Genomic DNA, 25,084 nt, shown 5'->3' on the forward strand with positions numbered 1-25,084 from the left:
GCGTCGTCCTCGTCGTTGGCCCATACGTAGCCGATCACCTGGTTCTCCGGGTTGGCGATCGCCACGTACCGCACCGGGCGCCCCGTGTGCCGGGCATAGCGCGGCGGTCCTCCCGGAACGATGTAGCCGCCGACGCTCTCGGCGAAGCGGGGGTTGACCCGGCGGTCGTGGCGTTCGGAACTCATGCTGGTGAACTTTCCTCGTCGGGGACGGATGTGCGGTGCTCGAAGGGGGCGCCGGCCGGCCCGTCATCCAGCCGGTAGTCAATCACGGGGCAGGACCTCGCCGTAGATCTGCAGCTGGCCCTTGTCGTCCACGAAGGAGCGCGTCACCCGGTAGCTGGTGCCCCGCCCGAGCAGGAGCTCGCGCTCCGTGACACCGAAGTCGCTGACCTTCTCCACCCACGCCGCGGGCGTGCCCTCCGGCACCCGCAGCCGCAGGATCGCGTCCTTGCCCTCGAAGCTGGGCACCGGGTGGTTGCCGAGCGACGACGACGTGTATCCCGGATCCGTGATGGTCCGGCCGACGAGGCTTTCCGGCCGGTCGAAGTCCAGATGCGCGGTGCCCGATCCCCGCACCACCATGACGTCTTCCCGCAACGGATTCCCGGCGAGTGCCCGGTCGACTTCCCGGATGTTGTTCATCACCTCGGGTGTCCCCAGGTCCGTGTCCCCCCGCAGGTAACCGTTCATCTCCCGGTACGTCGCGTATCCGGGGGCGCCGGGGTAGGGCGGCTCCCCCGTGTAGTCCCGCAGGGCCTGACGGGCCTCGGGGGGCAGGTCGTCCACATAGCGGTTCCAGTTGTCCCGGCCGTAGGCGATGGCGTCGTCGGGGTCCGCGAACGAACGGGCGCCGCGTTCGAGCTCGCCGGCGGCGACCTGGTGCCGTGCGTCGGGCGCCAGCCCGTCCCACACGTCGTCGGCCACATCGGGCCGGTAGGTGTACCCGCCGCCGGATGCGTCCGCCCGCCCCGGTCCGTCGTAGGTCTCGTCCGCGAAGTCCCGCGCCGCCCCGGCGTCCACGGAATCCGTGTGGGTACCGCGCCCGCCCAGCGGCGAGTCGGCCCGGGCGCCCGCCTCGACGCCGTCCCGCAGGCCGGACCGGGCGCCGGTCTCCAGGCCCTCCTTCACGGCGACGCGGAGCCCGGAGCGGGCCAGCCCGGCGCCCTTGGTGCCGAGCAGTTCGGGGACGAGACGCCCGATGAACTCGGAGGGGTCCTTCTTGAACCCCTCCACCACGTTGTTCAGGGTGCGTTCGGGCTGGGCGACGGCGGAGACCAGCCCGGAGAGCGTCATGGAGACGTTCTGCAGGTACTCCGCGGGGTGGGTCAGGTTGTAGGGGTCGAGGGGATTCACCCCGCGGACGAAGCTGACCAGGCCCGCGGTGCCCTTGATCACTCCGCCGGCCAGGTGGGTGGCTTCCAGATTGCCCGCCATGAAGCCGTCGAGCAGGTTGTTGCCCAGGCGCTCCAGCGGCGGCGGCTCGGCGGGCGCGTGGGCCAGGGCCTTCCGGATGCTGCGCTCGGCGTCGGAGGCGGCCGTGTTGCGCTGCTTGCGGGCCTCGGCGAGCTTCTCCCGCGCCCGCTGCACCTTCTCCTTGCCGGGGTCCCGGAAGGGGGCGGGGGCAGCACCGGGGTCCTGGCCCGCCCTGATCTTGGCGTTGTAGGCGTCGACCTGCTTGTTGTGATCCTCGGCGGCCCGCTCGGAGGCCCGCCGGCCCTCCTTGTAGAGCTGGACCGCCTCCTGCGCCTGCCGCTGCGCCCAGGTGACGGTGAGCGCGTACGACTCCAGGGCGCCCGCGGCCGTCTCGCAGGCGTCGGCGGCCCGCAGCCACTTCGAGGGGTGGACGCCGAACTTCTCGCGGAAGGTGTCGCCGCCCTCGCCGCGCCAGCGGGAGGAATCGACCTTCCTCATCCCCGAGCCGACCTTGTCGAAGGCGACCGAGAAATCGCGCAGGTGCTGGACGCTGCTCTGGATCCGCTCCGGCTTGCCGTGGATCAGCTCGTCGGCCTCGTCGGTCTGGCCGAGCTGCTTCTCCCCGGGCGTGGCACCGAGGTCGGAGGCGACTTCGTCGCCCCAGTCCTCCACCGCGTCGGCGGCGCCCTCCAGGCCGACCTTGTCGAGGCCCTCGCCGAGCCGGTCGGTACCCCAGTCGACGCCCTCGCCGAGGACCTTCTTTCCCGCGTCGACACCGTGCTCGATGACGGTCAGCCCGGTGTTCAGGCCGTCCCTGACCTTGCCGAGGCCGTCCTCCAGGTCGTCGAGTACGCCCATCAGCCCTGGCCCCCGCCACCCTGCATACGGGCCCGCTCCTCGGGCGAGGGACCGAACTTCTCGTCCAGCCACGCCTCGTACTCGGCCTCGGAGAGTCCCATCTGTGCGCGCACGACGTCCGGTCCCGTACCCGGCAGGCCGAGGGTGTCGGAGGTCATGATGTCGCGGCCGGCGTCCTTCCAGCCCTGGACGCTGTTCTCCCAGGCCCGGTCGAAGGACTCCTTGCTGTAGTCGGCGTCCCGGATGTGGGTGAACGTGTTGCTCGACAGCACGTCCTTCCAGCCCTTGCCGGCGATCTCCTCCTCCGCGGCGTACGGGTTGCCCATGACGGAGTTCACGCCGATCTTCAGGGCGCCCTCCACGTACTGGTCGGTCTCGTAGTACGTGCCGGCCGCGAGCCCGGTCTTGAGGGCGAAGCCGTTCCCCTCGTTGATCAGCGAGCGCACCCCCCATTCCCACCGCTCGCAGAACGAGGAGAAGGCGGCGGTGAGCCCCTCCGCGCCGAGCTCCAGGCCGGACAGCGCGATGTCGCCGAAACCGCGGCCCGTCCCGGCCTCGCCGATCATCCCCAGTTCCCTCAGCTCGCTGAGCGCGAGGGTGAGTCCCTGGGCCACCTCGTCGAGACCGACCGCCGCGAGGTCGGGGCCGTTTCCGTCCGCGGTCACCGGGCCGGGCCCGACGCGTGCGGCCGGTCCACCGCGCAGGCGTGGGGGACCACTCCGGTCACCGGCGGGAACAGCACCGCATGCTCGGCGCCGTCGGCCGCGTCCAGGGCGACACCGCAGGGCACACCCGCTTCGGGGACGGCCACGTCCAGTAGTCGGTGCCCGAGGACGGTCCGGTAGGTCCACTCCTGGTGGCCCTCGCCCCGGGCCACCGCGTAGCGGGCCAGCGCCGACTCGTCGGAGAAGGCCAGGATCCAGCGCACGCCGCCGAAGTCGGCCGTGAGCCAGCCGTCGTCGCGCAGCGGAACGAGGACGGCGGTGTCCCGGAAGGCCTCCAGCAGCGCGGTGAACTCCCGGCGCCGCTCGGCGACTTCGGCGGGGGAGGGGGCCTCGGGGACCGGTACGCCGGGGGCGTGGTCCGCCTGCTCCCCGGTGCGCTCATCGGCTGCTGCGAGCGGCGCCGTCGAGGGCGGCTCGGCCGCCCGCCGCTCGGTCATCTCTGCGTAGTCGGCAAGTCGGGAACGCCTCACCGGCGGATTCCCGTAGCCCCCGGATTCCGTCACCGTCCAACATTGGCATACCACTTGACCCGTTCACACCACAGGCCCCACTGGACCCGAGGACCCCCACAGAATCGATACGCCAGACTCACAGAGGACTGACGGAGGGCTGGGCGCCGGCCTCCCGTCAGTCCCCCCGCCCCAGCCCCCCGATCAGCAGGGCCACCAGCCGGCGCGGGTCGTAGCCGGGGTCGTTCTCGCCGCCGATGCACAGGTTTCCGACACCCCGCAGAAGGGCGAACGGTTCGATGGAGGCGCGGAGTTGGCCCGCCTCGGAGGCGGCGTCGAGAAGCCGGCCGCAGACCGGGACCAGGCGGTCCAGGAAGTAGGTGTGCAGGGTCTCGAAGCCGGCCTGGTCGGAGCGGAGGACGTCGGCGAGGCCGTGCTTGGTGACCAGGAAGTCGACGAACAGGTCGATCCACTGCCGCAGGGCCTCGAAGGGCGAGGCGCTGCTCTCCAGCAGGGCCGGGCCCGCCTCGGCGCAGGCTTCGACCTGGTGCCGGTACACGGCGATGATCAGGTCCGACCGGGTCGGGAAGTGCCGGTAGATCGTGCCCAGCCCGACGCCGGCCCGGGCCGCGATGTCCCGCACCGGTGCGTCCACGCCCGAGGCGACGAAGGCCGCGGCGGCCGCGTCGAGCAGCGCGGCCTTGTTGCGCCGCGCATCCTTGCGCCGGGACCCGGCGGCACCCTCCGGGGCGCTGCCGCCGTCGCTGCTGTCGCTCACCGCGCCGCTCCTTCCTCCTGCGTCCCGCCGCCCGTCGTCGGCGGAACCTCGTTCCGCTTGCGCATGATGACAGAGCGGGGAGAGTGGCACCACGGCGTGCGGCCCGTGCGGGGGCGGGGAGACGTCCGTCATACGTCCATCCGGTCTCACATGGCGGACGTTTCGACGGGGGCCCTTGGCCTTCCCGTTTACACATGGGTAACACTGAAGGGTCGACTGTTGTCCGGGGCGGCCGTCCCGGGCGGTCGTGTCCTGCGCGCGGCAATGGCGCCGAGCGCCCATCACCGGTTCCCGAACCGGTGTCAGCCGCGCCAGAAAGGGACCTCCGTGACCTCACGACCCGTTTCCACGCCCGCCATCGACCAGCTGCGCACCGACATCCTGCGCCGCAACCCGGCCGAGCCCGAGTTCCACCAGGCGGCGCGCGAGGTGCTGGACACGCTGGCGCCGGTGCTCGCGGCGCGGCCCGAGTACGCCGTGCCGGGGCTCGTGGAGCGGCTGATCGAGCCGGAGCGGCAGATCATCTTCCGGGTGCCGTGGGAGGACGACAACGGTCGCGTGCACGTCAACCGGGGCTTCCGGATCGAATACAACAGCGCCCTCGGCCCCTACAAGGGCGGCCTGCGCTTCCACCCCTCGGTCAACCTCGGGATCATCAAGTTCCTGGGCTTCGAGCAGGTCTTCAAGAACGCGCTCACCGGTCTCGGCATCGGCGGCGGCAAGGGCGGCAGCGACTTCGACCCGCAGGGCCGCAGCGACTCCGAGGTCATGCGCTTCTGCCAGTCCTTCATGACCGAGCTGCACCGGCACATCGGCGAGTACACCGACGTGCCCGCCGGTGACATCGGCGTCGGCGCCCGCGAGATCGGCTACCTCTTCGGCCAGTACCGGCGCATCACCAACCGCTGGGAGGGCGGCGTGCTCACCGGCAAGCGGGCCGGCTGGGGCGGCTCGCTGATACGGCCGGAGGCCACCGGTTACGGCAACGTGCTGTTCGCCGAGGCGATGCTGCGGGTGCGCGGCGAGGACCTCCAGGGGCAGACGGCGGTCGTCTCCGGCTCCGGCAACGTCGCCATCTACACCATCCAGAAGCTGGCCGCCCTCGGCGCCAACCCCGTCACCTGCTCCGACTCCAGCGGCTACGTCGTCGACGAGAAGGGCATCGACGTGGAGCTGCTGCGCCAGATCAAGGAGGTCGAGCGCGGGCGCGTGAGCGCCTACGCCGAACGCCGGGGCGGCTCCGCCCGGTTCGTGCCCGGCGGGCGCGTCTGGGAGGTCCCGGCCGACGTGGCGCTGCCCTCGGCGACGCAGAACGAGCTGAACGCGCAGGACGCCGCCACCCTCATCCGGCACGGCGTGAAGGCGGTGTCCGAGGGCGCGAACATGCCGACCACCCCCGAGGCCGTGCAGCTGCTCCAGCAGGCCGGGGTCGCCTTCGGCCCGGGCAAGGCGGCCAACGCGGGCGGTGTCGCCGTGAGCGCCCTGGAGATGACGCAGAACGCCTCGCGCACCTCGTGGAAGGCCGACCAGGTCGAGAACGAACTGGCCCGGATCATGTCCGACATCCACTCCACGTGCGCCGAGACCGCCGAGCGCTACGGCGCCCCCGGCGACTACGTGACCGGTGCGAACATCGCCGGCTTCGAGCGGGTGGCCGACGCGATGCTGGCGCAGGGCGTCATCTGACGCCGGCGGACCGGCGGGGGCCCTCAGGGCCTGGCCCGCACACGTGGCGCGCCCCGGATCTCCGGGGCGCGCCGGTCGTTGTGGGGCCCGCGGGCGCGGCGCGCGTTTGACCTACGTCACCCCCGGGGTATTCTCCCCGGTTCGATTGGCCAGGCCGCGACCCGCTGTGGCAGACTGTCCGAGTTGCTCGGTCGAGTGTTGATGCTGCGCGCCTCCCGCCGGGAGGACCGGAAGCGAGTCCCACAGTACTCGTCGTCCCATGCAATGCGCCGGAAGGCGTAGGGGCGGACGTACGGGAATCTTCCGGGAAGCGTGGGCGCGGCGCCGGCCAGGCGCCCGGTGGGCCGTCGGCCCCCGGTCCGCGGTTCTGGTAGGGCCGTGTCAATCCCGCAGGGATGTTCGAACAAGGGACATCTGTGTCAGCGGGAGTGCGACACGCCCGACCGCGTGGGTCGGAGGGGTGGACATCAGGACCGCCGGGTACCAGAGCGTTCACGAGAGACAGGACTACGAAGTAGCCATGGCGGGACAGAAGATCCGCATCCGGCTCAAGGCCTACGACCACGAGGTCATCGACTCCTCGGCGAAGAAGATCGTCGAGACGGTGACGCGTACTGGTGCGTCGGTCGCGGGCCCGGTGCCGCTGCCCACAGAGAAGAACGTGTACTGCGTCATCAAGTCGCCGCACAAGTACAAGGACTCGCGCGAGCACTTCGAGATGCGCACCCACAAGCGCCTGATCGACATCCTCGACCCGACCCCCAAGACCGTTGACTCCCTGATGCGACTCGACCTCCCGGCCGGTGTCGACATCGAGATCAAGCTCTGAGGCCGGTGATCTGAAGATGGCTAAGCAGATCAAGGGCATCCTGGGCGAGAAGCTCGGCATGACGCAGGTGTGGGACGAGAACAACCGTGTTGTTCCGGTCACCGTCGTCAAGGCCGGCCCCAACGTCGTCACCCAGGTCCGCACGAACGACGTCGACGGCTACGAGTCCGTCCAGATCGCCTTCGGCGACATCGACCCGCGCAAGGTGAACAAGCCCCTCAAGGGCCACTTCGCCAAGGCGGACGTCACCCCCCGTCGTCACCTCGTCGAGATCCGCACGGCGAACGCCTCCGAGTACACGCTCGGCCAGGACGTCACCGTCGAGGTCTTCGAGGCCGGCGTGAAGGTCGACGTGACCGGGAAGAGCAAGGGCAAGGGCTTCGCCGGCGTCATGAAGCGCCACAACTTCGGTGGCCTCGGCGCCGGTCACGGCACGCAGCGCAAGCACCGCGCCCCCGGCTCCATCGGCGGTTGCGCCACCCCGGGTCGTGTGTTCAAGGGCCAGCGCATGGCGGGCCGTATGGGCAACGAGCGGGTCACCACCCAGAACCTGACCGTCCACGCCGTTGACGCGGAGAAGGGTCTGCTGCTCATCAAGGGCGCGGTTCCCGGTCCGAACGGCGGCCTCGTCCTGGTCCGCACCGCGGCCAAGGGGGCCTGAGGTAACCGATGAGCACTGTTGACATCCTTTCGCCGGCGGGCGACAAGGCCGGTACCGTCGAGCTCCCCTCGGAGATCTTCGACGTCGAGAAGGTCAGCGTTCCGCTGATCCACCAGGTCGTCGTCGCACAGCTGGCCGCTGCCCGTCAGGGCACGCACAAGACGAAGACGCGCGGCGAGGTCCGCGGCGGTGGCCGCAAGCCGTACCGCCAGAAGGGCACCGGCCGTGCCCGTCAGGGCTCGACCCGCGCTCCGCAGTTCGCCGGCGGTGGCATCGTCCACGGCCCGCAGCCGCGCGACTACTCGCAGCGGACCCCGAAGAAGATGAAGGCCGCGGCCCTGCGCCACGCCCTCACCGACCGGGCCCGCCACAACCGCATCCACGTCGTCACCGGCGTGGTCGAGGGCGAGACCCCCTCCACGAAGGCCGCCAAGAGCCTGTTCGGCAAGATCAGCGAGCGCAAGAACCTGCTCCTGGTCGTCGACCGCGCCGACGAGGCCGCGTGGCTGTCCGCCCGCAACCTGCCCCAGGTCCACATCCTGGAGCCGGGCCAGCTGAACACGTACGACGTTCTCGTCTCGGACGACGTGGTCTTCACCAAGGCCGCTTTCGAGTCCTTCGTCGCCGGCCCGAACAAGGCCAACGACAACGAAGGGAGCGAGGTCTGATGGCTGCCCGTCACCCCTCGATCGCCTCGAAGGCCGCCAAGGCGGCCAAGGCTGCGCGCGTCGCCAAGGCGCGTCGCCACGCCGCCGAGGGCAAGAACACCGTCGTCACCCCGGCGAGCAAGGCGTACACGGACCCCCGTGACGTGCTGCTCAAGCCGGTCGTGTCGGAGAAGAGCTACGCGCTCATCGACGAGAACAAGTACACGTTCCTCGTCGACCCGCGGGCCAACAAGACCCAGATCAAGGAGGCCGTGCAGTCGGTCTTCTCGGTCAAGGTCACCGGGGTCAACACGATCAACCGCGTCGGCAAGCGCAAGCGGACCCGCACGGGCTTCGGCCAGCGCGCCGCCACCAAGCGCGCGATCGTGACCCTCGCCGAGGGCGACCGTATCGACATCTTCGGCGGTCCGACCGCGTAAGCGGTCGGGATCGTCCAGATTTCGGAATCACTTCCGAGGACTGAGAGACAATGGGTATCCGCAAGTACAAGCCGACGACTCCGGGCCGTCGTGGCTCCAGCGTCGCCGACTTCGTCGAGGTCACGCGGTCCACGCCGGAGAAGTCGCTGGTCCGCCCGCTGCACAACAAGGGCGGCCGTAACAATTCCGGTCGTGTGACCGTGCGCCACCAGGGTGGTGGCCACAAGCGCGCCTACCGCGTGATCGACTTCCGTCGTCACGACAAGGACGGCGTGCCGGCGAAGGTCGCGCACATCGAGTACGACCCCAACCGCACCGCGCGCATCGCGCTGCTGCACTACGCGGACGGCGAGAAGCGCTACATCCTCGCGCCGCGTGACCTGAAGCAGGGCGACCGCGTCGAGAACGGTCCCGGGGCCGACATCAAGCCGGGCAACAACCTCGCCCTGCGCAACATCCCGGTCGGTACGACGCTGCACGCCATCGAGCTGCGTCCCGGCGGCGGCGCCAAGTTCGCCCGCTCCGCCGGCGCCTCGGTGCAGCTGCTCGCGAAGGAGGGCACCATGGCCCACCTGCGCATGCCGTCCGGTGAGATCCGCCTGGTCGACGCCCGCTGCCGCGCCACGGTCGGCGAGGTCGGCAACGCCGAGCAGAGCAACATCAACTGGGGCAAGGCCGGCCGTAAGCGGTGGCTGGGCGTCCGCCCGAGCGTCCGCGGTGTCGTGATGAACCCGGTGGACCACCCGCACGGTGGTGGTGAGGGCCGGACCTCCGGTGGCCGTCACCCCGTGTCCCCCTGGGGCCAGAAGGAAGGCCGTACTCGTTCGCCCAAGAAGGCGTCGAACAAGTACATCGTCCGCCGCCGCAAGACGAACAAGAAGCGCTAAGGACGGGTTGAGATGCCTCGTAGCTTGAAGAAGGGACCCTTCGTCGACGACCACCTCGTCAAGAAGGTGGACGCACAGAACGAAGCCGGTACCAAGAACGTCATCAAGACCTGGTCCCGTCGCTCGATGATCGTCCCGGCGATGCTCGGACACACGATCGCGGTGCACAACGGCAAGACCCACATCCCGGTGTTTGTCACCGAGTCGATGGTCGGCCACAAGCTCGGCGAGTTCTCGCCGACCCGCACCTTCCGGGGCCACGTCAAGGACGACCGGAAGTCGAAGCGCCGCTAGTCGGCGGGGTGCAATCGACCATGACAGACATTGAAGGGACAACCATGGAAGCCAGGGCCCAGGCGCGGTACATCCGCGTCACGCCCATGAAGGCCCGCCGCGTGGTGGACCTCATCCGTGGCATGAATGCCACGGAGGCTCAGGCGGTCCTGCGTTTCGCCCCGCAGGCCGCGAGCGAGCCGGTGGGCAAGGTGCTGGACAGCGCCATTGCCAACGCCGCGCACAACTACGACCACACCGATGTCGACAGCCTCTTCATCTCCGAGGCCTACGTCGACGAGGGCCCGACCCTGAAGCGGTTCCGTCCGCGCGCCCAGGGCCGCGCCTACCGGATCCGCAAGCGGACCAGCCACATCACCGTGGTCGTCAGCAGCAAGGAAGGAACCCGGTAATGGGCCAGAAGGTAAACCCGCACGGGTTCCGGCTCGGTGTCACGACCGACTTCAAGTCGCGTTGGTACGCCGACAAGCTGTACAAGGACTACGTCAAGGAAGACGTCGCCATCCGCCGGATGATGACGTCCGGCATGGAGCGCGCCGGCATCTCCAAGGTCGAGATCGAGCGCACCCGTGACCGCGTCCGTGTGGACATCCACACGGCCCGTCCGGGCATCGTCATCGGCCGCCGCGGCGCCGAGGCCGACCGCATCCGCGGTGACCTCGAGAAGCTCACCGGCAAGCAGGTCCAGCTGAACATCCTCGAGGTCAAGAACCCCGAGACGGACGCTCAGCTCGTGGCCCAGGCCGTCGCCGAGCAGCTCTCCTCCCGTGTCTCCTTCCGCCGCGCCATGCGCAAGAGCATGCAGTCGGCGATGAAGGCGGGCGCCAAGGGCATCAAGATCCAGTGCGGCGGCCGCCTCGGCGGCGCCGAGATGTCCCGCTCGGAGTTCTACCGCGAGGGCCGCGTGCCCCTGCACACGCTCCGCGCGAACGTGGACTACGGCTTCTTCGAGGCCAAGACGACCTTCGGCCGTATCGGCGTGAAGGTCTGGATCTACAAGGGCGACGTCAAGAACATCGCCGAGGTCCGCGCCGAGAACGCCGCAGCCCGCGCGGGCAACCGCCCGGCGCGCGGCGGTGCCGACCGCCCGGCCCGTGGTGGCCGCGGTGGCGAGCGGCGCGGTCGCAAGCCGCAGCAGCAGGCTCCGGCCGCCGAGGCCCCCAAGGCCGAGGCTCCCGCCGCTGCTCCGGCTGAGAGCACCGGAACGGAGGCCTGACCGACATGCTGATCCCCCGTAGGGTCAAGCACCGCAAGCAGCACCACCCCAAGCGCACCGGTATGTCGAAGGGTGGCACGCAGGTTGCGTTCGGCGAGTACGGCATCCAGGCGCTGACCCCGGCGTACGTGACGAACCGCCAGATCGAGGCGGCTCGTATCGCCATGACCCGTCACATCAAGCGTGGCGGCAAGGTCTGGATCAACATCTACCCGGACCGCCCCCTCACCAAGAAGCCGGCCGAGACCCGCATGGGTTCCGGTAAGGGTTCTCCGGAGTGGTGGGTGGCCAACGTCAAGCCCGGACGCGTGATGTTCGAGCTGTCGTACCCCAACGAGAAGATCGCGCGCGAGGCCCTGACCCGTGCGGCCCACAAGCTGCCGATGAAGTGCAAGATCGTCAAGCGCGAGGCAGGTGAAGCGTGATGTCGGCCGGTACCAAGGCGTCAGAGCTGCGCGAGCTGGGCAACGAGGAGCTTCTCGCGAAGCTCCGCGAGGCCAAGGAAGAGCTGTTCAACCTCCGCTTCCAGGCGGCGACCGGACAGCTCGAGAACCACGGCCGTCTGAAGGCGGTCCGCAAGGACATCGCGCGGATCTACACCCTGATGCGCGAGCGTGAGCTGGGCATCGAAACGGTGGAGAACGCCTGATGAGCGAGAACAACGTGACTGAGACGAACACTGAGGCTCGGGGCTTCCGCAAGACCCGCGAGGGCATCGTCGTCAGCGACAAGATGGACAAGACCGTCGTCGTCGCCGTCGAGGACCGCAAGAAGCACGCGCTGTACGGCAAGGTCATCCGCAGCACGAGCAAGCTCAAGGCCCACGACGAGCAGAACGCCGCCGGCGTCGGTGACCGCGTCCTCCTGATGGAGACCCGGCCGCTGTCCGCCACGAAGCACTGGCGCATCGTCGAGATCCTCGAGAAGGCCAAGTAAGCAATTCCCGCAAGGGAGTTGCACAAGTACGTTCCCGCGGGGCACCCCTCGCAGGACAAGTTCCGCCAGGCTCCGGGGGCCGTCCGCTCAAGGTGAGCGGCCCCCGGGGAACCGGCAGACATTCAGGAGATAGACGTGATCCAGCAGGAGTCGCGACTGCGTGTCGCCGACAACACGGGCGCGAAGGAGATCCTTTGCATCCGTGTGCTCGGTGGCTCCGGTCGCCGCTACGCGGGCATCGGTGACGTCATCGTCGCCACCGTCAAGGACGCGATCCCCGGTGGCAACGTGAAGAAGGGTGACGTCGTCAAGGCGGTCATCGTTCGCACCGTCAAGGAGCGCCGCCGTCCGGACGGCTCGTACATCCGCTTCGACGAGAACGCCGCCGTCATTCTGAAGAACGACGGCGACCCTCGTGGCACCCGTATCTTCGGCCCGGTCGGCCGTGAGCTGCGCGAGAAGAAGTTCATGAAGATCATCTCCCTCGCGCCGGAGGTGCTGTGAGCATGAAGATCAAGAAGGGCGACCTGGTCCAGGTCATCACCGGCAAGGACAAGGGCAAGCAGGGCAAGGTCATTGCCGCTTACCCGCGCGAGGAGCGCGTCCTGGTCGAGGGTGTCAACCGGGTCAAGAAGCACACCAAGGCCGGCCCGACCGCAGGCGGTTCGCAGGCCGGCGGCATCGTGACCACCGAGGCGCCGGTCCACGTCTCCAACGTCCAGCTGGTCGTGGAGAAGGACGGCAAGAAGGTCGTCACGCGCGTCGGATACCGCTTCGACGACGAGGGCAACAAGATCCGCGTTGCCAAGCGGACGGGTGAGGACATCTGATGGCTACCACCACCACTCCGCGTCTGAAGACGAAGTACCGCGAGGAGATCGCGGGCAAGCTGCGTGAGGAGTTCTCCTACGAGAACGTCATGCAGGTTCCCGGCCTCGTCAAGATCGTGGTCAACATGGGTGTGGGCGACGCCGCCCGCGACTCCAAGCTGATCGAGGGCGCCATCCGCGACCTCACCACGATCACCGGTCAGAAGCCGGCCGTCACCAAGGCCCGCAAGTCCATCGCGCAGTTCAAGCTGCGCGAGGGCCAGCCGATCGGTGCCCACGTCACGCTCCGTGGCGACCGCATGTGGGAGTTCCTGGACCGCACCCTGTCGCTCGCGCTGCCGCGCATCCGCGACTTCCGCGGCCTGTCCCCCAAGCAGTTCGACGGCCGTGGCAACTACACCTTCGGTCTCACGGAGCAGGTCATGTTCCACGAGATCGACCAGGACAAGATCGACCGCGTCCGGGGTATGGACATCACCGTGGTGACCACGGCGACCAACGACGCTGAGGGCCGCGCGCTCCTTCGTCACCTCGGCTTCCCCTTCAAGGAGGCGTGAGCGAGATGGCGAAGAAGGCTCTGATCGCTAAGGCTGCTCGCAAGCCCAAGTTCGGCGTGCGTGGCTACACCCGCTGCCAGCGCTGTGGCCGCCCGCACTCCGTGTACCGCAAGTTCGGCCTGTGCCGCGTGTGCCTTCGTGAGATGGCTCACCGTGGCGAGCTGCCGGGCGTGACCAAGAGCTCCTGGTAGTCCGGTCTTTCCGGATCCCCAGGACTCTCGGTAAGCAACTGGGACGGCAGGGGGCCCACTCCGCATGCCTTAGGCTTGTGGGGTTGGGCGCCTGCCGGCCCCGTACGCCACGCGGGCACACCGCCCGCCACTGATTGCTTACTACGCCGTAGGTCCACCGCGCCGCACCCGTCCCGTCTCGGATCGGGGAGAGGGATGGCGCACCAGGAAACCCCGGCGAGAGAGGCCGAAGGCCAATTCATGACCATGACTGATCCGATCGCAGACATGCTGACGCGTCTGCGGAACGCGAACTCGGCGTACCACGACTCCGTGGCGATGCCGCACTCGAAGATCAAGTCTCACATCGCGGAGATCCTCCAGCAGGAGGGCTTCATCACGGGCTGGAAGGTCGAGGACGCCGAGGTCGGCAAGAACCTCGTCCTGGAGCTGAAGTTCGGCCCCAACCGTGAGCGCTCCATCGCGGGCATCAAGCGGATCTCCAAGCCCGGACTCCGGGTGTACGCGAAGTCCACCAACCTGCCGAAGGTGCTGGGCGGCCTCGGCGTGGCGATCATCTCCACGTCGCACGGGCTCCTCACCGACAAGCAGGCCGGCAAGAAGGGCGTGGGTGGGGAAGTCCTCGCCTACGTCTGGTAGCAGAAGGGAACGGAGGAAACAGCTATGTCGCGCATCGGCAAGCTCCCCATCGCGGTTCCCGCCGGCGTGGACGTCACCATCGACGGCCGTACGGTCGCGGTCAAGGGCCCGAAGGGCACGCTGACCCACACCGTCGTGGCGCCGATCGAGATCGCCAAGGGTGAGGACGGCGTGCTGAACGTCACCCGCCCCAACGACGAGCGTCAGAACAAGGCCCTGCACGGCCTGTCGCGCACGCTGGTGGCGAACATGATCACCGGCGTGACCCAGGGTTACGTGAAGAAGCTCGAGATCAGCGGTGTCGGTTACCGCGTGCTCGCCAAGGGTTCGAACCTGGAGTTCTCCCTCGGCTACAGCCACCCGATCCTGGTCGAGGCCCCCGAGGGCATCACCTTCAAGGTGGAGTCCCCGACCCGTTTCTCGGTCGAGGGCATCGACAAGCAGAAGGTCGGCGAGGTTGCGGCCAACATCCGCAAGCTGCGCAAGCCCGACCCGTACAAGGCCAAGGGCGTCAAGTACGAGGGCGAAGTCATCCGCCGCAAGGTCGGAAAGGCGGGTAAGTAAGCCATGGCATACGGGCAGAAGATCCTCAAGGGCGACGCCTACAAGCGCGCCGCGATCAAGCGCCGTCACATCCGGATCCGCAAGAAGGTCGCGGGTACGGCGGAGCGTCCCCGTCTCGTCGTGACCCGCTCGAACCGCCACATCGTGGCGCAGGTGATCGACGACCTGAAGGGCCACACCGTGGCGTCGGCGTCCACTCTGGACAGCTCGATCCGCAGTGGCGAGGGCGACAAGTCCGCGCAGGCCAAGCAGGTCGGTGCCCTGGTCGCCGAGCGCGCCAAGGCAGCCGGTGTCGAGGCCGTCGTGTTCGACCGTGGTGGCAACCAGTACGCCGGGCGCATCGCCGCCCTGGCGGACGCCGCCCGCGAAGCCGGGCTCAAGTTCTGAGCCGGTTCCGGAGCTAGCGGAAACAGAGAGAGGTAATTCCAATGGCTGGACCCCAGCGCCGCGGTGGCGGCGCCGGTGGCGGCGAGCGGCGGGACCGGAAGGGCCGTGACGGCGGCGCTGCTGCCGCCGAGAAGACCGCGTACGTTGAGCGCGTCGTCGCGATCAACCGCGTCGCCAAGGTTGTGAAGGGTGGTCGTCGCTTCAGCTTCACCGCGCTGGTCGTGGTGGGCGACGGTGACGGCACCGTGGGTGTCGGATACGGCAAGGCCAAGGAGGTGCCGGCCGCCATCGCCAAGGGCGTTGAGGAGGCCAAGAAGCACTTCTTCAAGGTCCCCCGCATCCAGGGCACCATCCCGCACCCCATTCAGGGTGAGAAGGCTGCCGGAGTCGTGCTGCTCAAGCCCGCCTCCCCGGGTACCGGTGTGATCGCCGGTGGTCCGGTGCGTGCCGTGCTCGAGTGCGCCGGCATCCACGACGTGCTGTCGAAGTCGCTCGGCTCCGACAACGCGATCAACATCGTGCACGCGACCGTGGAGGCCCTCCGTGGCCTGCAGCGTCCCGAGGAGATCGCGGCCCGCCGTGGTCTGCCGCTCGAGGACGTCGCCCCCGCGGCTCTTCTCCGTGCACGCGCCGGGGCGGGTGCGTAATCATGGCGCAGATCAGGATTACGCAGGTCAAGTCCTACATCGGCAGCAAGCAGAACCACCGTGACACCCTGCGCTCCCTTGGTCTCAAGGGGATCAACACGCAGGTCGTCAAGGAGGACCGCCCCGAGTTCCGCGGCATGGTGCACACCGTCCGCCACCTCGTGACGGTCGAGGAGGTCGACTGATCATGGCGGAGCAGAACCCGCTCAAGATCCACAACCTCCGTCCCGCCCCGGGCGCCAAGACCGCCAAGACCCGTGTCGGTCGTGGTGAGGCGTCGAAGGGTAAGACGGCCGGTCGTGGTACCAAGGGCACCAAGGCCCGTTACCAGGTTCCGGAGCGCTTCGAGGGTGGCCAGATGCCCCTGCACATGCGCCTCCCGAAGCTGAAGGGCTTCAAGAACCCGTTCAAGACCGAGTTCCAGGTCGTGAACCTGGACCGTCTCGCCTCCCTCTACCCCGAGGGCGGGGAGGTCACGGTCGAGGACCTGGTCGCCAAGGGTGCCGTTCGCAAGAACAGCCTCGTCAAGGTGCTCGGCCAGGGCGAGATCTCCGTGGCGCTGCAGGTGACGGTCGACGCCGTCTCCGGCTCCGCCAAGGAGAAGATCACCGCCGCCGGCGGTACCGTCACCGAGCTCGTCTGAACCCCTCGGACGAGCCGATGACTTGAGCGATCCCGACCGGGGATACCCCACATTTGGGGTATCCCCGGTTGGTCGTTCCTAGGGCGGCAGTCTCGCCGGTAAGGTGGCCTGCGCTGCCCAATTACACCGGGCGCCCCACACGGGCACTCGGAGCGGCAGTTGACCGTTACGTATTTGTCGAACCTCAAGACCGTCACCCTTGACGCAGACGCGCGGGGGTCGCAGGAGGCACCGTGCTCACCGCGTTCGCCCGGGCGTTCAAGACGCCCGACCTGCGCAAGAAGCTGCTCTTCACGCTCGGCATCATCGTGGTGTACCGGCTCGGTACCAACGTGCCGATCCCGGGCGTCGACTACCGGAACGTCCAGGCCTGTATCGACAACGCTGAGGCCAATCAGGGTCTGTTCGGTCTGGTCAACATGTTCAGCGGTGGCGCGTTGCTTCAGATCACGATCTTCGCGCTGGGCATCATGCCGTACATCACGGCGGCCATCATCCTGCAGCTGCTGACCGTGGTGATCCCGCGCCTGGAAGCCCTGAAGAAGGAGGGCCAGGCCGGTACGGCGAAGATCACGCAGTACACCCGTTATCTGACGGTGGCGCTCGCCATCCTCCAGGGCACGGGTCTGGTGGCCACCGCTCGCAGCGGCGCGCTCTTCCAGAACTGCCCGGTCGCCAACCAGATCGTGCCCGACCAGTCGATCTTCGTGACCATCACCATGGTCATCACCATGACCGCCGGCACGGCCGTCGTGATGTGGCTCGGTGAGCTCATCACCGACCGCGGCGTGGGCAACGGCATGTCGATCCTGATGTTCATCTCGATCGCCGCCACCTTCCCGGCCGCCCTGTGGGCCATCAAGGAGGAGGGCAGCCTGGCGGACGGCTGGATCGAGTTCGGCACCGTGATGCTGGTCGGCTTCGTCATGGTCGGCCTGGTCGTGTTCGTCGAGCAGGCCCAGCGCCGGATCCCCGTGCAGTACGCCAAGCGCATGATCGGCCGCCGGTCCTACGGCGGCACGTCCACCTACATCCCGCTGAAGGTGAACCAGGCCGGTGTGATCCCGGTCATCTTCGCCGCGTCCCTGCTCTACATCCCGGCCCTGATCGTGCAGTTCGCCGGGTCGACGTCCGGCTGGGCGACCTGGATCCAGAAGAATCTCGCGGATCCGTCCGCCACGGCGCACATCATTCTGTACTTCTTCCTCATCGTCTTCTTCGCGTTCTTCTACGTGGCGATCACCTTCAACCCCGAAGAAGTCGCGGACAACATGAAGAAGTATGGTGGCTTCATCCCGGGCATCCGGGCTGGCCGACCGACCGCTGAGTACCTGAGCTACGTACTCAACCGGATCACCTGGCCGGGTTCGCTGTATCTGGGCCTGATCTCTCTCGTGCCGACAATGGCGTTGGCTGGTTTCGGGGCGAACCAGAACTTCCCGTTCGGCGGGACCAGCATCCTGATCATCGTGGGTGTCGGTCTTGAGACGGTGAGGCAGATCGAGAGCCAGCTCCAGCAGCGCAATTACGAAGGGTTCCTCCGCTGATGCGAATCGTCCTCGTCGGGCCGCCGGGTGCCGGAAAGGGTACGCAGGCCACCCGCCTTGCCGAGAAACTGCGCATCCCGCACATCTCCACGGGTGATCTGTTCCGCGCCAACATCAGCCGGCAGACCGAGCTCGGGAAGCTGGCGAAGTCCTACATGGACGCGGGCAATCTCGTCCCCGACGAGGTCACCATCGCCATGGCCAAGGACCGCATGGAGCAGCCCGACGCCAAGGACGGCTTCCTGCTGGACGGCTTCCCGCGCAACGTCTCCCAGGCCGAGGCGCTCGACGAGCTGCTGACCACCGAGGGCATCAAGCTGGACGCGGTGCTCGACCTGGAGGCCCCCGAGGCCGAGGTGGTCCAGCGCATCGCGGGCCGGCGCATCTGCCGCAAAGACTCCAGCCACGTCTTCCACGTGAGCTACAGCCCGCCGGCGAAGGAGGGCGTCTGCGACCGCTGCGGCGGCGAGCTGTACCAGCGCGACGACGACTCCGAGGAGACCGTGCGCACGCGCCTGGAGGTCTACCACACGCAGACCGAGCCGATCATCGACTACTACAAGGCCCAGGGCCTCGTGGTGACGATCTCGGCCCTGGGACCGGTCGACGAGGTCACCGGTCGCGCGCTCGAAGCGCTGCGGCGCGACAAGTAGCCGTACGGGCCCGGCCGCGGTTCCCAGCGGGAGCCGCGGCCGAGCTGTGCGCGGGGGCGGGCGGAGCCCCCCGTATCGTTGAGGGTGTCCGCCGTCCCCGTCGAACCACCGGATACCCCCGGTCGAGAAAGGCCCTGGCACCATGGTGCAGATCAAGACCCCCGAGCAGATCGCCAAGATGCGTGAGGCGGGGCTGGTCGTGGCCGCCATTCACGCGGCCACCCGCGAGGCCGCCGTCCCGGGGGCCACCACGAAGGACCTCGACGAGGCCGCCCGCAAGGTGCTCGCGGAGCACAACGCCAAGCCGAACTTCCTCGGCTACGGCGGCTTCCCCGCGACGATCTGCACCTCGGTCAACGAGGTCGTGGTGCACGGCATCCCCTCCGACGACGTCGTCCTCAAGGACGGCGACATCATCTCCATCGACTGCGGCGCGATCATCGACGGCTGGCACGGCGACGCGGCCTTCACGGCCTTCGTCGGCTCCGGTCACTCCCCGGAGCTGGTGGAGCTGTCCCGGGTGACGGAGGAGTCGATGTGGGCCGGCATCGCGGCCATGAAGCAGGGCAACCGGCTCGTGGACATCTCCCGCGCCATCGAGACCTACATCCGCCGCCAGCCCAAGCCCGGCGGCGGCAAGTACGGGATCATCGAGGACTACGGCGGCCACGGCATCGGCACCGAGATGCACATGGACCCGCACCTGCTGAACTACGTCGACCGGCGCCGCGGCAAGGGCCCCAAGCTGGTCCCCGGCTTCTGCCTGGCCATCGAGCCGATGGTGTCCCTGGGCACCCCGAAGACGGAGGTCCTGTCGGACGACTGGACCGTGATCACCACCGACGGCACCTGGTCCTCGCACTGGGAGCACTCCGTCGCGCTGACCGAGCAGGGGCCGCTGGTCCTCACCGCCCCGGACGGCGGGAAGGCCAAGCTGGCGGAGCTGGGCATCACGGCCGCCCCGGACCCGCTCGGTTAAGGATCTCCCCAGCGGGGCAGACTTCTCCGATTCGTGTTTCGGACAGCCCTGACGTAGACTGACTCGTCGGCTCTTGTGCACCCGCATGTCCACATGCGCTCGGATCCCGAACGGTGCACGTCTGAGTTGATCAAGGTAGTCGATTCGAAGGGCGAAGCGTGGCCAAGAAGCAAGGTGCCATCGAGATCGAGGGCACTGTCGTCGAGTCTCTTCCGAACGCCATGTTCAAGGTCGAGCTCCAGAACGGCCACCAGGTCCTGGCACACATCAGCGGCAAGATGCGCATGCACTACATCCGCATCCTCCCTGACGACCGGGTCGTGGTGGAGCTGTCTCCGTACGACCTGACGCGTGGCCGGATCGTCTACCGGTACAAGTAGATCTTGCCCGCGCCCCGGCCCGCCGGGGTGATGGCACTGACCCGGAGAACCTCACATCCCATGAAGGTCAAGCCGAGCGTCAAGAAGATCTGCGACAAGTGCAGGGTGATCCGCCGTCACGGCCGGGTCATGGTCATCTGCGACAACCCGCGCCACAAGCAGCGCCAGGGCTGATCGCAGCACGTCCACCCTCTGCGTCTTTCCGCAGACTTCGCGCGACGCGAGCAACACACGTTCATACGCAGGTCCCGAGCCGCACGGCTCGACACCCCCGGCTCGGAGGCCGGGGACCCGGTCCGTACCTGGTACGGCGGGCTGGGATCCGGTCCTGTGGAAGACCTCCGACAACTAACTGGAGCCATTGAATGGCACGCGTTTCCGGTGTTGACATTCCGCGCGAAAAGCGCGTGGAGATCGCCCTCACCTACGTGTTCGGCATCGGCCGGACCCTTTCTCAGCAGACGCTGGCCGCCACCGGCGTCGACCCGAACACCCGCGTTCGCGACCTCTCCGAGGAGCAGCTCGTCGCGATCCGCGAGTACGTCGACAACAACCTCAAGACCGAGGGTGACCTTCGTCGCGAGATCCAGGCCGACATCCGCCGCAAGGTCGAGATCGGCACCTACCAGGGTCTGCGTCACCGTCGCGGTCTGCCCGTCCGCGGTCAGCGCACCAGCACCAACGCCCGCACCCGCAAGGGCCCGCGTCGCGCCATCGCCGGCAAGAAGAAGCCGGGCAAGAAGTAGTCCGCAGCGGACGCCTGTCCACGGTCTTCGCTGTAGGACCGACCACCTCCCGTAGGAGTTAAGAGATGCCCCCCAAGGGACGTCAGGGCGCTGCCAAGAAGGTGCGCCGCAAGGAAAAGAAGAACGTCGCTCACGGCCACGCGCACATCAAGAGCACGTTCAACAACACGATCGTGTCGATCACCGACCCGACCGGCAACGTGATCTCCTGGGCCTCCGCCGGCCACGTCGGCTTCAAGGGCTCCCGGAAGTCCACGCCGTTCGCCGCGCAGATGGCCGCCGAGTCGGCCGCCCGCCGCGCCCAGGAGCACGGCATGCGCAAGGTCGACGTGTTCGTCAAGGGTCCGGGCTCCGGTCGTGAGACCGCGATCCGCTCCCTGCAGGCCACGGGCCTCGAGGTCGGCTCCATCCAGGACGTCACCCCGACCCCGCACAACGGCTGCCGCCCGCCGAAGCGCCGCCGCGTCTGAGGCACCGGCCGCGCCGGTCGGCCCCCTGCTGGGGGTGCGGGGGTCGTCCCCCGCAATGTCGCAGCACGGCTGCCGCCCGCCGAAGCGCCGCCGCGTCTGAGGCACCGGTTTCCCGAGGTTCCGGGCGGTACGGCTCGCAAGGGCCGTATCGCCCGTACCCTTGCAGTACCCGCACTTTTCACCGGGTGCGGTTTCCGTCGGACGTCAAATAGCGGGCGTCCACGAATGAAGGATCTGATCCACACATGCTGATCGCTCAGCGTCCCTCGTTGACCGAAGAAGTCGTCGACGAATTCCGCTCCCGGTTCGTGATCGAGCCGCTGGAGCCGGGCTTCGGCTACACCCTCGGCAACTCCCTCCGCCGCACCCTCCTGTCGTCGATCCCCGGCGCTGCTGTCACCAGCATCCGCATCGACGGCGTCCTGCACGAGTTCACCACCGTGCCGGGCGTCAAGGAGGACGTCACCGACCTGATCCTCAACATCAAGCAGCTGGTCGTCTCCTCGGAGCACGACGAGCCGGTCGTGATGTACCTGCGCAAGCAGGGCCCGGGTCTGGTCACCGCCGCCGACATCGCGCCGCCGGCCGGTGTCGAGGTGCACAACCCCGACCTCGTGCTCGCCACGCTCAACGGCAAGGGCAAGCTGGAGATGGAGCTGACCGTCGAGCGCGGTCGCGGCTACGTCTCCGCCGTGCAGAACAAGCAGGTGGGCCAGGAGATCGGCCGGATCCCGGTCGACTCGATCTACTCGCCGGTTCTCAAGGTCACCTACAAGGTCGAGGCGACCCGAGTCGAGCAGCGCACCGACTTCGACAAGCTGATCGTCGACGTCGAGACCAAGCAGGCCATGCGTCCGCGTGACGCCATGGCGTCGGCCGGAAAGACCCTGGTCGAGCTGTTCGGTCTGGCACGCGAGCTCAACATCGACGCCGAGGGCATCGACATGGGCCCGTCCCCCACGGACGCCGCCCTCGCCGCCGACCTGGCGCTGCCGATCGAGGAGCTCGAGCTCACGGTCCGGTCGTACAACTGCCTCAAGCGTGAGGGCATCCACTCCGTGGGTGAGCTCGTCGCCCGTTCCGAGGCGGACCTCCTCGACATCCGCAACTTCGGTGCGAAGTCGATCGACGAGGTCAAGGCGAAGCTGGCGGGCATGGGGCTCGCGTTGAAAGACAGCCCGCCTGGATTCGACCCCACTGCCGCCGCGGACGCCTTCGGCGCGGACGACGACGCGGATGCCGGGTTCGTAGAGACCGAGCAGTACTGACTGCTCCGCGGAGGGGCCGCCGCACGGCGGCCCACCGCACCCTCCGGACAGGTCCCCCCGGGGCCCTGCCCGGATCTCCGACAGGCGGCCGCCTGCTCGGATACTGACTCCGGTACCTGATACGGCCGGGGCAGACACACAGGAGAGAACCATGCCGAAGCCCACCAAGGGCGCCCGTATGGGCGGCAGCGCCGCGCACGAGAAGCTGATGCTCGCGAACCTCGCGAAGTCGCTCTTCGAGCACGGCCGCATCACCACCACCGAGGCCAAGGCGCGCAAGCTGCGTCCGTACGCCGAGCGTCTGGTCACCAAGGCGAAGAAGGGCGACCTTCACAACCGCCGTCAGGTGCTCCAGGTGATCACGGACAAGAGCATCGTCCACACGCTCTTCACCGAGATCGGCCCGCGGTACGAGAACCGTCCCGGTGGCTACACCCGCATCACCAAGATCGGTAACCGCCGTGGCGACAACGCGCCCATGGCCGTGATCGAGCTGGTCGAGGCGCTGACGGTGCAGCAGAAGGCGGTCGGCGAGGCCGAGGCCGCCACGAAGCGTGCGGTCAAGGAAGACGCCCTCAAGAAGGACGAGGCCGCCGAGGCCCCGGCCGAGGACGCCAAGGCCGACCTGACCAAGGACGAGGCCGCCGAGGCCCCGGCCGAGGAGTCGAAGGACGCGTAAGGCGTTCCGCGGCCCCAGGGTCACGACGGGCCCGTTCCCTCCGGGGAGCGGGCCCGTCGCCGTGTTCTGAGAGGATGCCGAGGTGAGTGACGAAGTACAGCCCGGACACGTCCGCATCCGCCTCGACCTCTCCTACGACGGTGCCGCCTTCCACGGCTGGGCCAAGCAGGCCGGGGGCCGGCGGACGGTGCAGGGGGAGATCGAGGACGCGCTGCGGACCGTGACGCGGTCGGGGGAGCGGACGTACGAGCTGACCGTGGCCGGGCGCACCGACGCCGGGGTGCACGCGCGCGGCCAGGTGGCCCACGTGGACCTGCCCGCCCAGCTGTGGGAGGCGCACCGGGAGAAGCTGCTGAAGCGGCTCGCGGGACGGCTGCCGCGCGATGTGCGGATCTGGTCCCTCACCGAGGCCCCGGCGGGCTTCAACGCGCGGTTCTCCGCGATCTGGCGGCGCTACGCCTACCGGGTCACCGACCACCCGGGCGGGGTCGACCCGCTGCTGCGCGGCCACGTGCTGTGGCACGACTGGCCCCTGGACGTCGACGCCATGAACGAGGCGGCGCGGGGGCTGCTGGGGGAGCACGACTTCGCCGCCTACTGCAAGCGGCGCGAGGGCGCGACGACCATCCGCACGCTCCAGGAGCTGAGCCTTCAGCGGGGCGCGGACGGGGTGATCACGGCGACGGTGCGGGCCGACGCCTTCTGCCACAACATGGTGCGCTCGCTCATCGGCGCGCTGCTGTTCGTGGGCGACGGCCACCGCCCGCCCGACTGGCCCGGCAAGGTGCTGGCGGCGGGCGTACGGGACTCGGCCGTGCACGTGGTGCGGCCGCACGGGCTGACCCTGGAGGAGGTCGGCTACCCGGCGGACGAACTGCTGGCCGCCCGCAACAAGGAGGCCCGCAACCGGCGTTCGCTGCCCTCGGCCGGCTGCTGCTGAGCCACGGGGCCGGAACCGCACGCCGGGCCGGCCCCCGGGGTCACTCGTTGGCCGCTGCCGACGCCTGCGCCTCGCCCCGGCGGCGGATCTGACGGAACGTGAACTCCGCGAGGTCGTCGCCCGCGGCGAACACCACGCTGTCCTTCTCCTTCACGTCCTTGCCGTCGGTGAACCCGGAGAGGGTGAAGTAGGCGTAGCGGCCGACGGAGTTGGTGGTCGAGCGGCAGACCGCACCGTCGCAGAACTCCTTGACGCCGCCGCCCGCCAGGGACTTGACGATGCTTCGCTTGTCCGCCTGCTGCTTGGCCTTGGCCGCCTGGGCCTCGGTGTCGAACACCGCGACGCCCACCGTCACCGCGACGTCGTCCTTGGTGTAGGTGACACGCATCAGGCGGGTGCAGTCGTTGTCCGTCAGCACCTTGGGGAGCGTGGCCTTCGCCGCGGAGCCGCAGTTGCGGGTGTCGGCCGTCGGGCCCTTCTTGTACACCGTCTCGCCCATGGTGAGCTGGGTGCCGGGGAAGAGGACGTCCGGGGCCAGAGGCGCCCGGTCCTTCTTCGCGCTGGCGATGAAGTCCGCGGGGTCCAGCGGCGGCGGGGCGCTCGTCGGGGCGAACGAGGGCACGGTGGCCTCGGCGCTCGGGATCGTGGCGGCGCCGGGGAGCTGGGACGACGGTCCGCCCGCGGTCCGGTTGTCACCGTTGGCGGAGACCACGGCCACCGCAACGGCCGTGCCTATCGCGACGGTGGCGAGCGCGCCTGAGCCGATGAACAACAGCCGGCGCCGCTTGTGACGGGCCTCGGAGGCGTCGGCGAGCGCGGCCCAGTCGGGTGACTGGCCCGAGCCGCCGCTGTTCCAGGGCTGCTGAGACTGCGGTTTCCAGGGATCCCACTGCGGTTGAGGTCCCCCCTGCCCATAACTCATGGGGCGCATCTTAGACGGGGCGCGGGGTGTGCTGTTCCGCCTCAACGAGCCGTGCAGCCCTTAGCGTTGCCCGCATGACGACGGGCAAAAGCGACATCTGCGGGTGGTTGGTGCGACCCGTCCCCGGGCTCCCGGGGGCGGCGCCCGGGGCGCGGGTGCCGGCACCGGACGCGTACGCGGGGCGTGTGACCTCGGGCGGAGGCGGCGGGGGCGCCCGCGCC

The 25,084-nt window shown here is 68.7% G+C and carries 37 protein-coding genes; 32 read left to right on the plus strand and 5 right to left on the minus strand.

Annotation, left to right across the window (positions count from 1 at the left end):
* Nucleotides 1-263: 263 nt before the first annotated feature.
* The 4 genes from G3I53_RS29420 to G3I53_RS29435 all read right to left on the minus strand — a co-directional run bounded on the left by G3I53_RS29420 (nt 264) and on the right by G3I53_RS29435 (nt 4,225).
* Nucleotides 264-2,273: a putative T7SS-secreted protein gene (locus G3I53_RS29420; protein WP_164332794.1), complete on the minus strand. Its 2,010-nt coding sequence runs from the start codon at nt 2,271-2,273 to the stop codon at nt 264-266.
* Nucleotides 2,273-2,938 carry a hypothetical protein gene (locus G3I53_RS29425; protein WP_164332795.1) on the minus strand — a complete coding sequence of 222 codons (666 nt, stop codon included), beginning with the start codon at nt 2,936-2,938 and terminating at the stop codon, nt 2,273-2,275. Before G3I53_RS29425 ends, G3I53_RS29420 begins: the two co-directional genes overlap by 1 nt.
* On the minus strand, nt 2,935-3,468 hold the full coding sequence (locus tag G3I53_RS29430) for a hypothetical protein (RefSeq protein WP_343240709.1): 534 nt from the start codon (nt 3,466-3,468) through the stop codon (nt 2,935-2,937). The genes G3I53_RS29425 and G3I53_RS29430 overlap by 4 nt, the downstream gene beginning before the upstream one ends.
* A gap of 157 nt (nt 3,469-3,625) precedes the next feature.
* The gene (locus G3I53_RS29435) at nt 3,626-4,225 is read right to left on the minus strand and encodes a TetR/AcrR family transcriptional regulator (RefSeq protein WP_343239698.1); all 600 of its coding nucleotides are present in this window, start codon (nt 4,223-4,225) and stop codon (nt 3,626-3,628) included.
* A gap of 327 nt (nt 4,226-4,552) precedes the next feature.
* On the opposite strand from G3I53_RS29435, the gene gdhA reads away from it, so the two are divergent.
* From gdhA to truA, 32 genes are all read left to right on the plus strand, one after another.
* Nucleotides 4,553-5,911, plus strand: a complete 1,359-nt coding sequence (gene gdhA, locus G3I53_RS29440; protein WP_164332800.1) for an NADP-specific glutamate dehydrogenase — start codon at nt 4,553-4,555, stop codon at nt 5,909-5,911.
* Nucleotides 5,912-6,431: 520 nt separating this feature from the next.
* A complete protein-coding gene (rpsJ, locus tag G3I53_RS29445) occupies nt 6,432-6,740 on the plus strand; it encodes a 30S ribosomal protein S10 (protein ID WP_003948644.1) in 309 nt (102 codons plus the stop codon).
* Nucleotides 6,741-6,756: 16 nt separating this feature from the next.
* On the plus strand, nt 6,757-7,401 hold the full coding sequence (gene rplC / locus G3I53_RS29450; RefSeq protein WP_164332802.1) for a 50S ribosomal protein L3: 645 nt from the start codon (nt 6,757-6,759) through the stop codon (nt 7,399-7,401).
* 8 nt (nt 7,402-7,409) lie between these two features.
* Nucleotides 7,410-8,069: a 50S ribosomal protein L4 gene (rplD, locus tag G3I53_RS29455; RefSeq protein WP_164332804.1), complete on the plus strand. Its 660-nt coding sequence runs from the start codon at nt 7,410-7,412 to the stop codon at nt 8,067-8,069.
* The gene (rplW, locus tag G3I53_RS29460) at nt 8,069-8,488 is read left to right on the plus strand and encodes a 50S ribosomal protein L23 (RefSeq protein ID WP_164332806.1); all 420 of its coding nucleotides are present in this window, start codon (nt 8,069-8,071) and stop codon (nt 8,486-8,488) included. Before rplD ends, rplW begins: the two co-directional genes overlap by 1 nt.
* Nucleotides 8,489-8,538: 50 nt before the next feature.
* Nucleotides 8,539-9,375 carry a 50S ribosomal protein L2 gene (gene rplB / locus G3I53_RS29465; protein WP_164332808.1) on the plus strand — a complete coding sequence of 279 codons (837 nt, stop codon included), beginning with the start codon at nt 8,539-8,541 and terminating at the stop codon, nt 9,373-9,375.
* Nucleotides 9,376-9,387: 12 nt separating this feature from the next.
* Nucleotides 9,388-9,669: a 30S ribosomal protein S19 gene (gene rpsS, locus G3I53_RS29470; RefSeq protein ID WP_030567256.1), complete on the plus strand. Its 282-nt coding sequence runs from the start codon at nt 9,388-9,390 to the stop codon at nt 9,667-9,669.
* Between the two features lie 44 nt (nt 9,670-9,713).
* Nucleotides 9,714-10,061 (plus strand): 50S ribosomal protein L22, encoded by a 348-nt coding sequence (rplV, locus tag G3I53_RS29475; RefSeq protein WP_164332826.1) that lies wholly within the window; start codon nt 9,714-9,716, stop codon nt 10,059-10,061.
* Complete coding sequence (rpsC, locus tag G3I53_RS29480) at nt 10,061-10,885, plus strand: 30S ribosomal protein S3 (protein WP_164332810.1); 825 nt, start codon at nt 10,061-10,063, stop codon at nt 10,883-10,885. The genes rplV and rpsC overlap by 1 nt, the downstream gene beginning before the upstream one ends.
* Before the next feature lie 5 nt (nt 10,886-10,890).
* Nucleotides 10,891-11,310 (plus strand): 50S ribosomal protein L16, encoded by a 420-nt coding sequence (gene rplP, locus G3I53_RS29485; protein WP_125504725.1) that lies wholly within the window; start codon nt 10,891-10,893, stop codon nt 11,308-11,310.
* Nucleotides 11,310-11,534, plus strand: coding sequence for a 50S ribosomal protein L29 (rpmC, locus tag G3I53_RS29490; protein WP_007494763.1), 225 nt, complete (start codon nt 11,310-11,312; stop codon nt 11,532-11,534). Before rplP ends, rpmC begins: the two co-directional genes overlap by 1 nt.
* Nucleotides 11,534-11,821, plus strand: a complete 288-nt coding sequence (rpsQ, locus tag G3I53_RS29495; RefSeq protein ID WP_023587024.1) for a 30S ribosomal protein S17 — start codon at nt 11,534-11,536, stop codon at nt 11,819-11,821. The genes rpmC and rpsQ overlap by 1 nt, the downstream gene beginning before the upstream one ends.
* 135 nt (nt 11,822-11,956) lie before the next feature.
* Nucleotides 11,957-12,325 carry a 50S ribosomal protein L14 gene (gene rplN, locus G3I53_RS29500; RefSeq protein ID WP_003998823.1) on the plus strand — a complete coding sequence of 123 codons (369 nt, stop codon included), beginning with the start codon at nt 11,957-11,959 and terminating at the stop codon, nt 12,323-12,325.
* A 2-nt stretch (nt 12,326-12,327) separates the two neighbouring features.
* Nucleotides 12,328-12,651, plus strand: a complete 324-nt coding sequence (gene rplX / locus G3I53_RS29505) for a 50S ribosomal protein L24 (protein ID WP_164332812.1) — start codon at nt 12,328-12,330, stop codon at nt 12,649-12,651.
* A complete protein-coding gene (gene rplE / locus G3I53_RS29510; RefSeq protein ID WP_019329632.1) occupies nt 12,651-13,208 on the plus strand; it encodes a 50S ribosomal protein L5 in 558 nt (185 codons plus the stop codon). The genes rplX and rplE overlap by 1 nt, the downstream gene beginning before the upstream one ends.
* 5 nt (nt 13,209-13,213) lie before the next feature.
* Nucleotides 13,214-13,399, plus strand: coding sequence for a type Z 30S ribosomal protein S14 (locus G3I53_RS29515; RefSeq protein WP_003948630.1), 186 nt, complete (start codon nt 13,214-13,216; stop codon nt 13,397-13,399).
* A 240-nt stretch (nt 13,400-13,639) separates the two neighbouring features.
* A complete protein-coding gene (gene rpsH, locus G3I53_RS29520; protein WP_004984520.1) occupies nt 13,640-14,038 on the plus strand; it encodes a 30S ribosomal protein S8 in 399 nt (132 codons plus the stop codon).
* 24 nt (nt 14,039-14,062) lie between these two features.
* The gene (gene rplF / locus G3I53_RS29525; protein ID WP_164332813.1) at nt 14,063-14,602 is read left to right on the plus strand and encodes a 50S ribosomal protein L6; all 540 of its coding nucleotides are present in this window, start codon (nt 14,063-14,065) and stop codon (nt 14,600-14,602) included.
* Between the two features lie 3 nt (nt 14,603-14,605).
* Nucleotides 14,606-14,989, plus strand: coding sequence for a 50S ribosomal protein L18 (gene rplR, locus G3I53_RS29530; protein ID WP_164332814.1), 384 nt, complete (start codon nt 14,606-14,608; stop codon nt 14,987-14,989).
* Nucleotides 14,990-15,030: 41 nt separating this feature from the next.
* Entirely contained in the window at nt 15,031-15,636 is a 606-nt protein-coding gene (gene rpsE, locus G3I53_RS29535; protein WP_164332815.1) for a 30S ribosomal protein S5, read from the plus strand.
* 2 nt (nt 15,637-15,638) lie between these two features.
* Complete coding sequence (rpmD, locus tag G3I53_RS29540) at nt 15,639-15,821, plus strand: 50S ribosomal protein L30 (RefSeq protein ID WP_164332816.1); 183 nt, start codon at nt 15,639-15,641, stop codon at nt 15,819-15,821.
* 2 nt (nt 15,822-15,823) lie between these two features.
* Entirely contained in the window at nt 15,824-16,279 is a 456-nt protein-coding gene (rplO, locus tag G3I53_RS29545) for a 50S ribosomal protein L15 (protein ID WP_164332817.1), read from the plus strand.
* Nucleotides 16,280-16,512: 233 nt separating this feature from the next.
* The gene (secY, locus tag G3I53_RS29550) at nt 16,513-17,826 is read left to right on the plus strand and encodes a preprotein translocase subunit SecY (RefSeq protein ID WP_164332818.1); all 1,314 of its coding nucleotides are present in this window, start codon (nt 16,513-16,515) and stop codon (nt 17,824-17,826) included.
* On the plus strand, nt 17,826-18,479 hold the full coding sequence (locus G3I53_RS29555; protein ID WP_164332819.1) for an adenylate kinase: 654 nt from the start codon (nt 17,826-17,828) through the stop codon (nt 18,477-18,479). Before secY ends, G3I53_RS29555 begins: the two co-directional genes overlap by 1 nt.
* Before the next feature lie 142 nt (nt 18,480-18,621).
* Nucleotides 18,622-19,458 (plus strand): type I methionyl aminopeptidase, encoded by an 837-nt coding sequence (gene map / locus G3I53_RS29560; protein WP_164332820.1) that lies wholly within the window; start codon nt 18,622-18,624, stop codon nt 19,456-19,458.
* A gap of 158 nt (nt 19,459-19,616) precedes the next feature.
* Nucleotides 19,617-19,838: a translation initiation factor IF-1 gene (infA, locus tag G3I53_RS29565; RefSeq protein ID WP_003948620.1), complete on the plus strand. Its 222-nt coding sequence runs from the start codon at nt 19,617-19,619 to the stop codon at nt 19,836-19,838.
* A gap of 60 nt (nt 19,839-19,898) precedes the next feature.
* Nucleotides 19,899-20,012 (plus strand): 50S ribosomal protein L36, encoded by a 114-nt coding sequence (gene rpmJ, locus G3I53_RS29570; RefSeq protein ID WP_003974245.1) that lies wholly within the window; start codon nt 19,899-19,901, stop codon nt 20,010-20,012.
* A 191-nt stretch (nt 20,013-20,203) separates the two neighbouring features.
* Nucleotides 20,204-20,584: a 30S ribosomal protein S13 gene (gene rpsM / locus G3I53_RS29575; protein WP_164332821.1), complete on the plus strand. Its 381-nt coding sequence runs from the start codon at nt 20,204-20,206 to the stop codon at nt 20,582-20,584.
* 65 nt (nt 20,585-20,649) lie between these two features.
* Complete coding sequence (gene rpsK, locus G3I53_RS29580; protein WP_003948617.1) at nt 20,650-21,054, plus strand: 30S ribosomal protein S11; 405 nt, start codon at nt 20,650-20,652, stop codon at nt 21,052-21,054.
* A 245-nt stretch (nt 21,055-21,299) separates the two neighbouring features.
* Nucleotides 21,300-22,322, plus strand: a complete 1,023-nt coding sequence (locus G3I53_RS29585; RefSeq protein WP_003966937.1) for a DNA-directed RNA polymerase subunit alpha — start codon at nt 21,300-21,302, stop codon at nt 22,320-22,322.
* Nucleotides 22,323-22,473: 151 nt separating this feature from the next.
* Nucleotides 22,474-23,001 carry a 50S ribosomal protein L17 gene (gene rplQ / locus G3I53_RS29590; RefSeq protein ID WP_164332822.1) on the plus strand — a complete coding sequence of 176 codons (528 nt, stop codon included), beginning with the start codon at nt 22,474-22,476 and terminating at the stop codon, nt 22,999-23,001.
* A gap of 82 nt (nt 23,002-23,083) precedes the next feature.
* A complete protein-coding gene (gene truA / locus G3I53_RS29595; protein ID WP_164332823.1) occupies nt 23,084-23,941 on the plus strand; it encodes a tRNA pseudouridine(38-40) synthase TruA in 858 nt (285 codons plus the stop codon).
* A gap of 40 nt (nt 23,942-23,981) precedes the next feature.
* Here truA and G3I53_RS29600 read toward each other — a convergent pair whose 3' ends face one another.
* The gene (locus G3I53_RS29600; protein WP_164332824.1) at nt 23,982-24,863 is read right to left on the minus strand and encodes a hypothetical protein; all 882 of its coding nucleotides are present in this window, start codon (nt 24,861-24,863) and stop codon (nt 23,982-23,984) included.
* Between the last annotated feature and the right edge of the window lie 221 nt (nt 24,864-25,084).

It is taken from the genome of Streptomyces sp. SID14436 (assembly GCF_010548465.1).
Classification (GTDB): Bacteria; Actinomycetota; Actinomycetes; order Streptomycetales; family Streptomycetaceae; genus Streptomyces.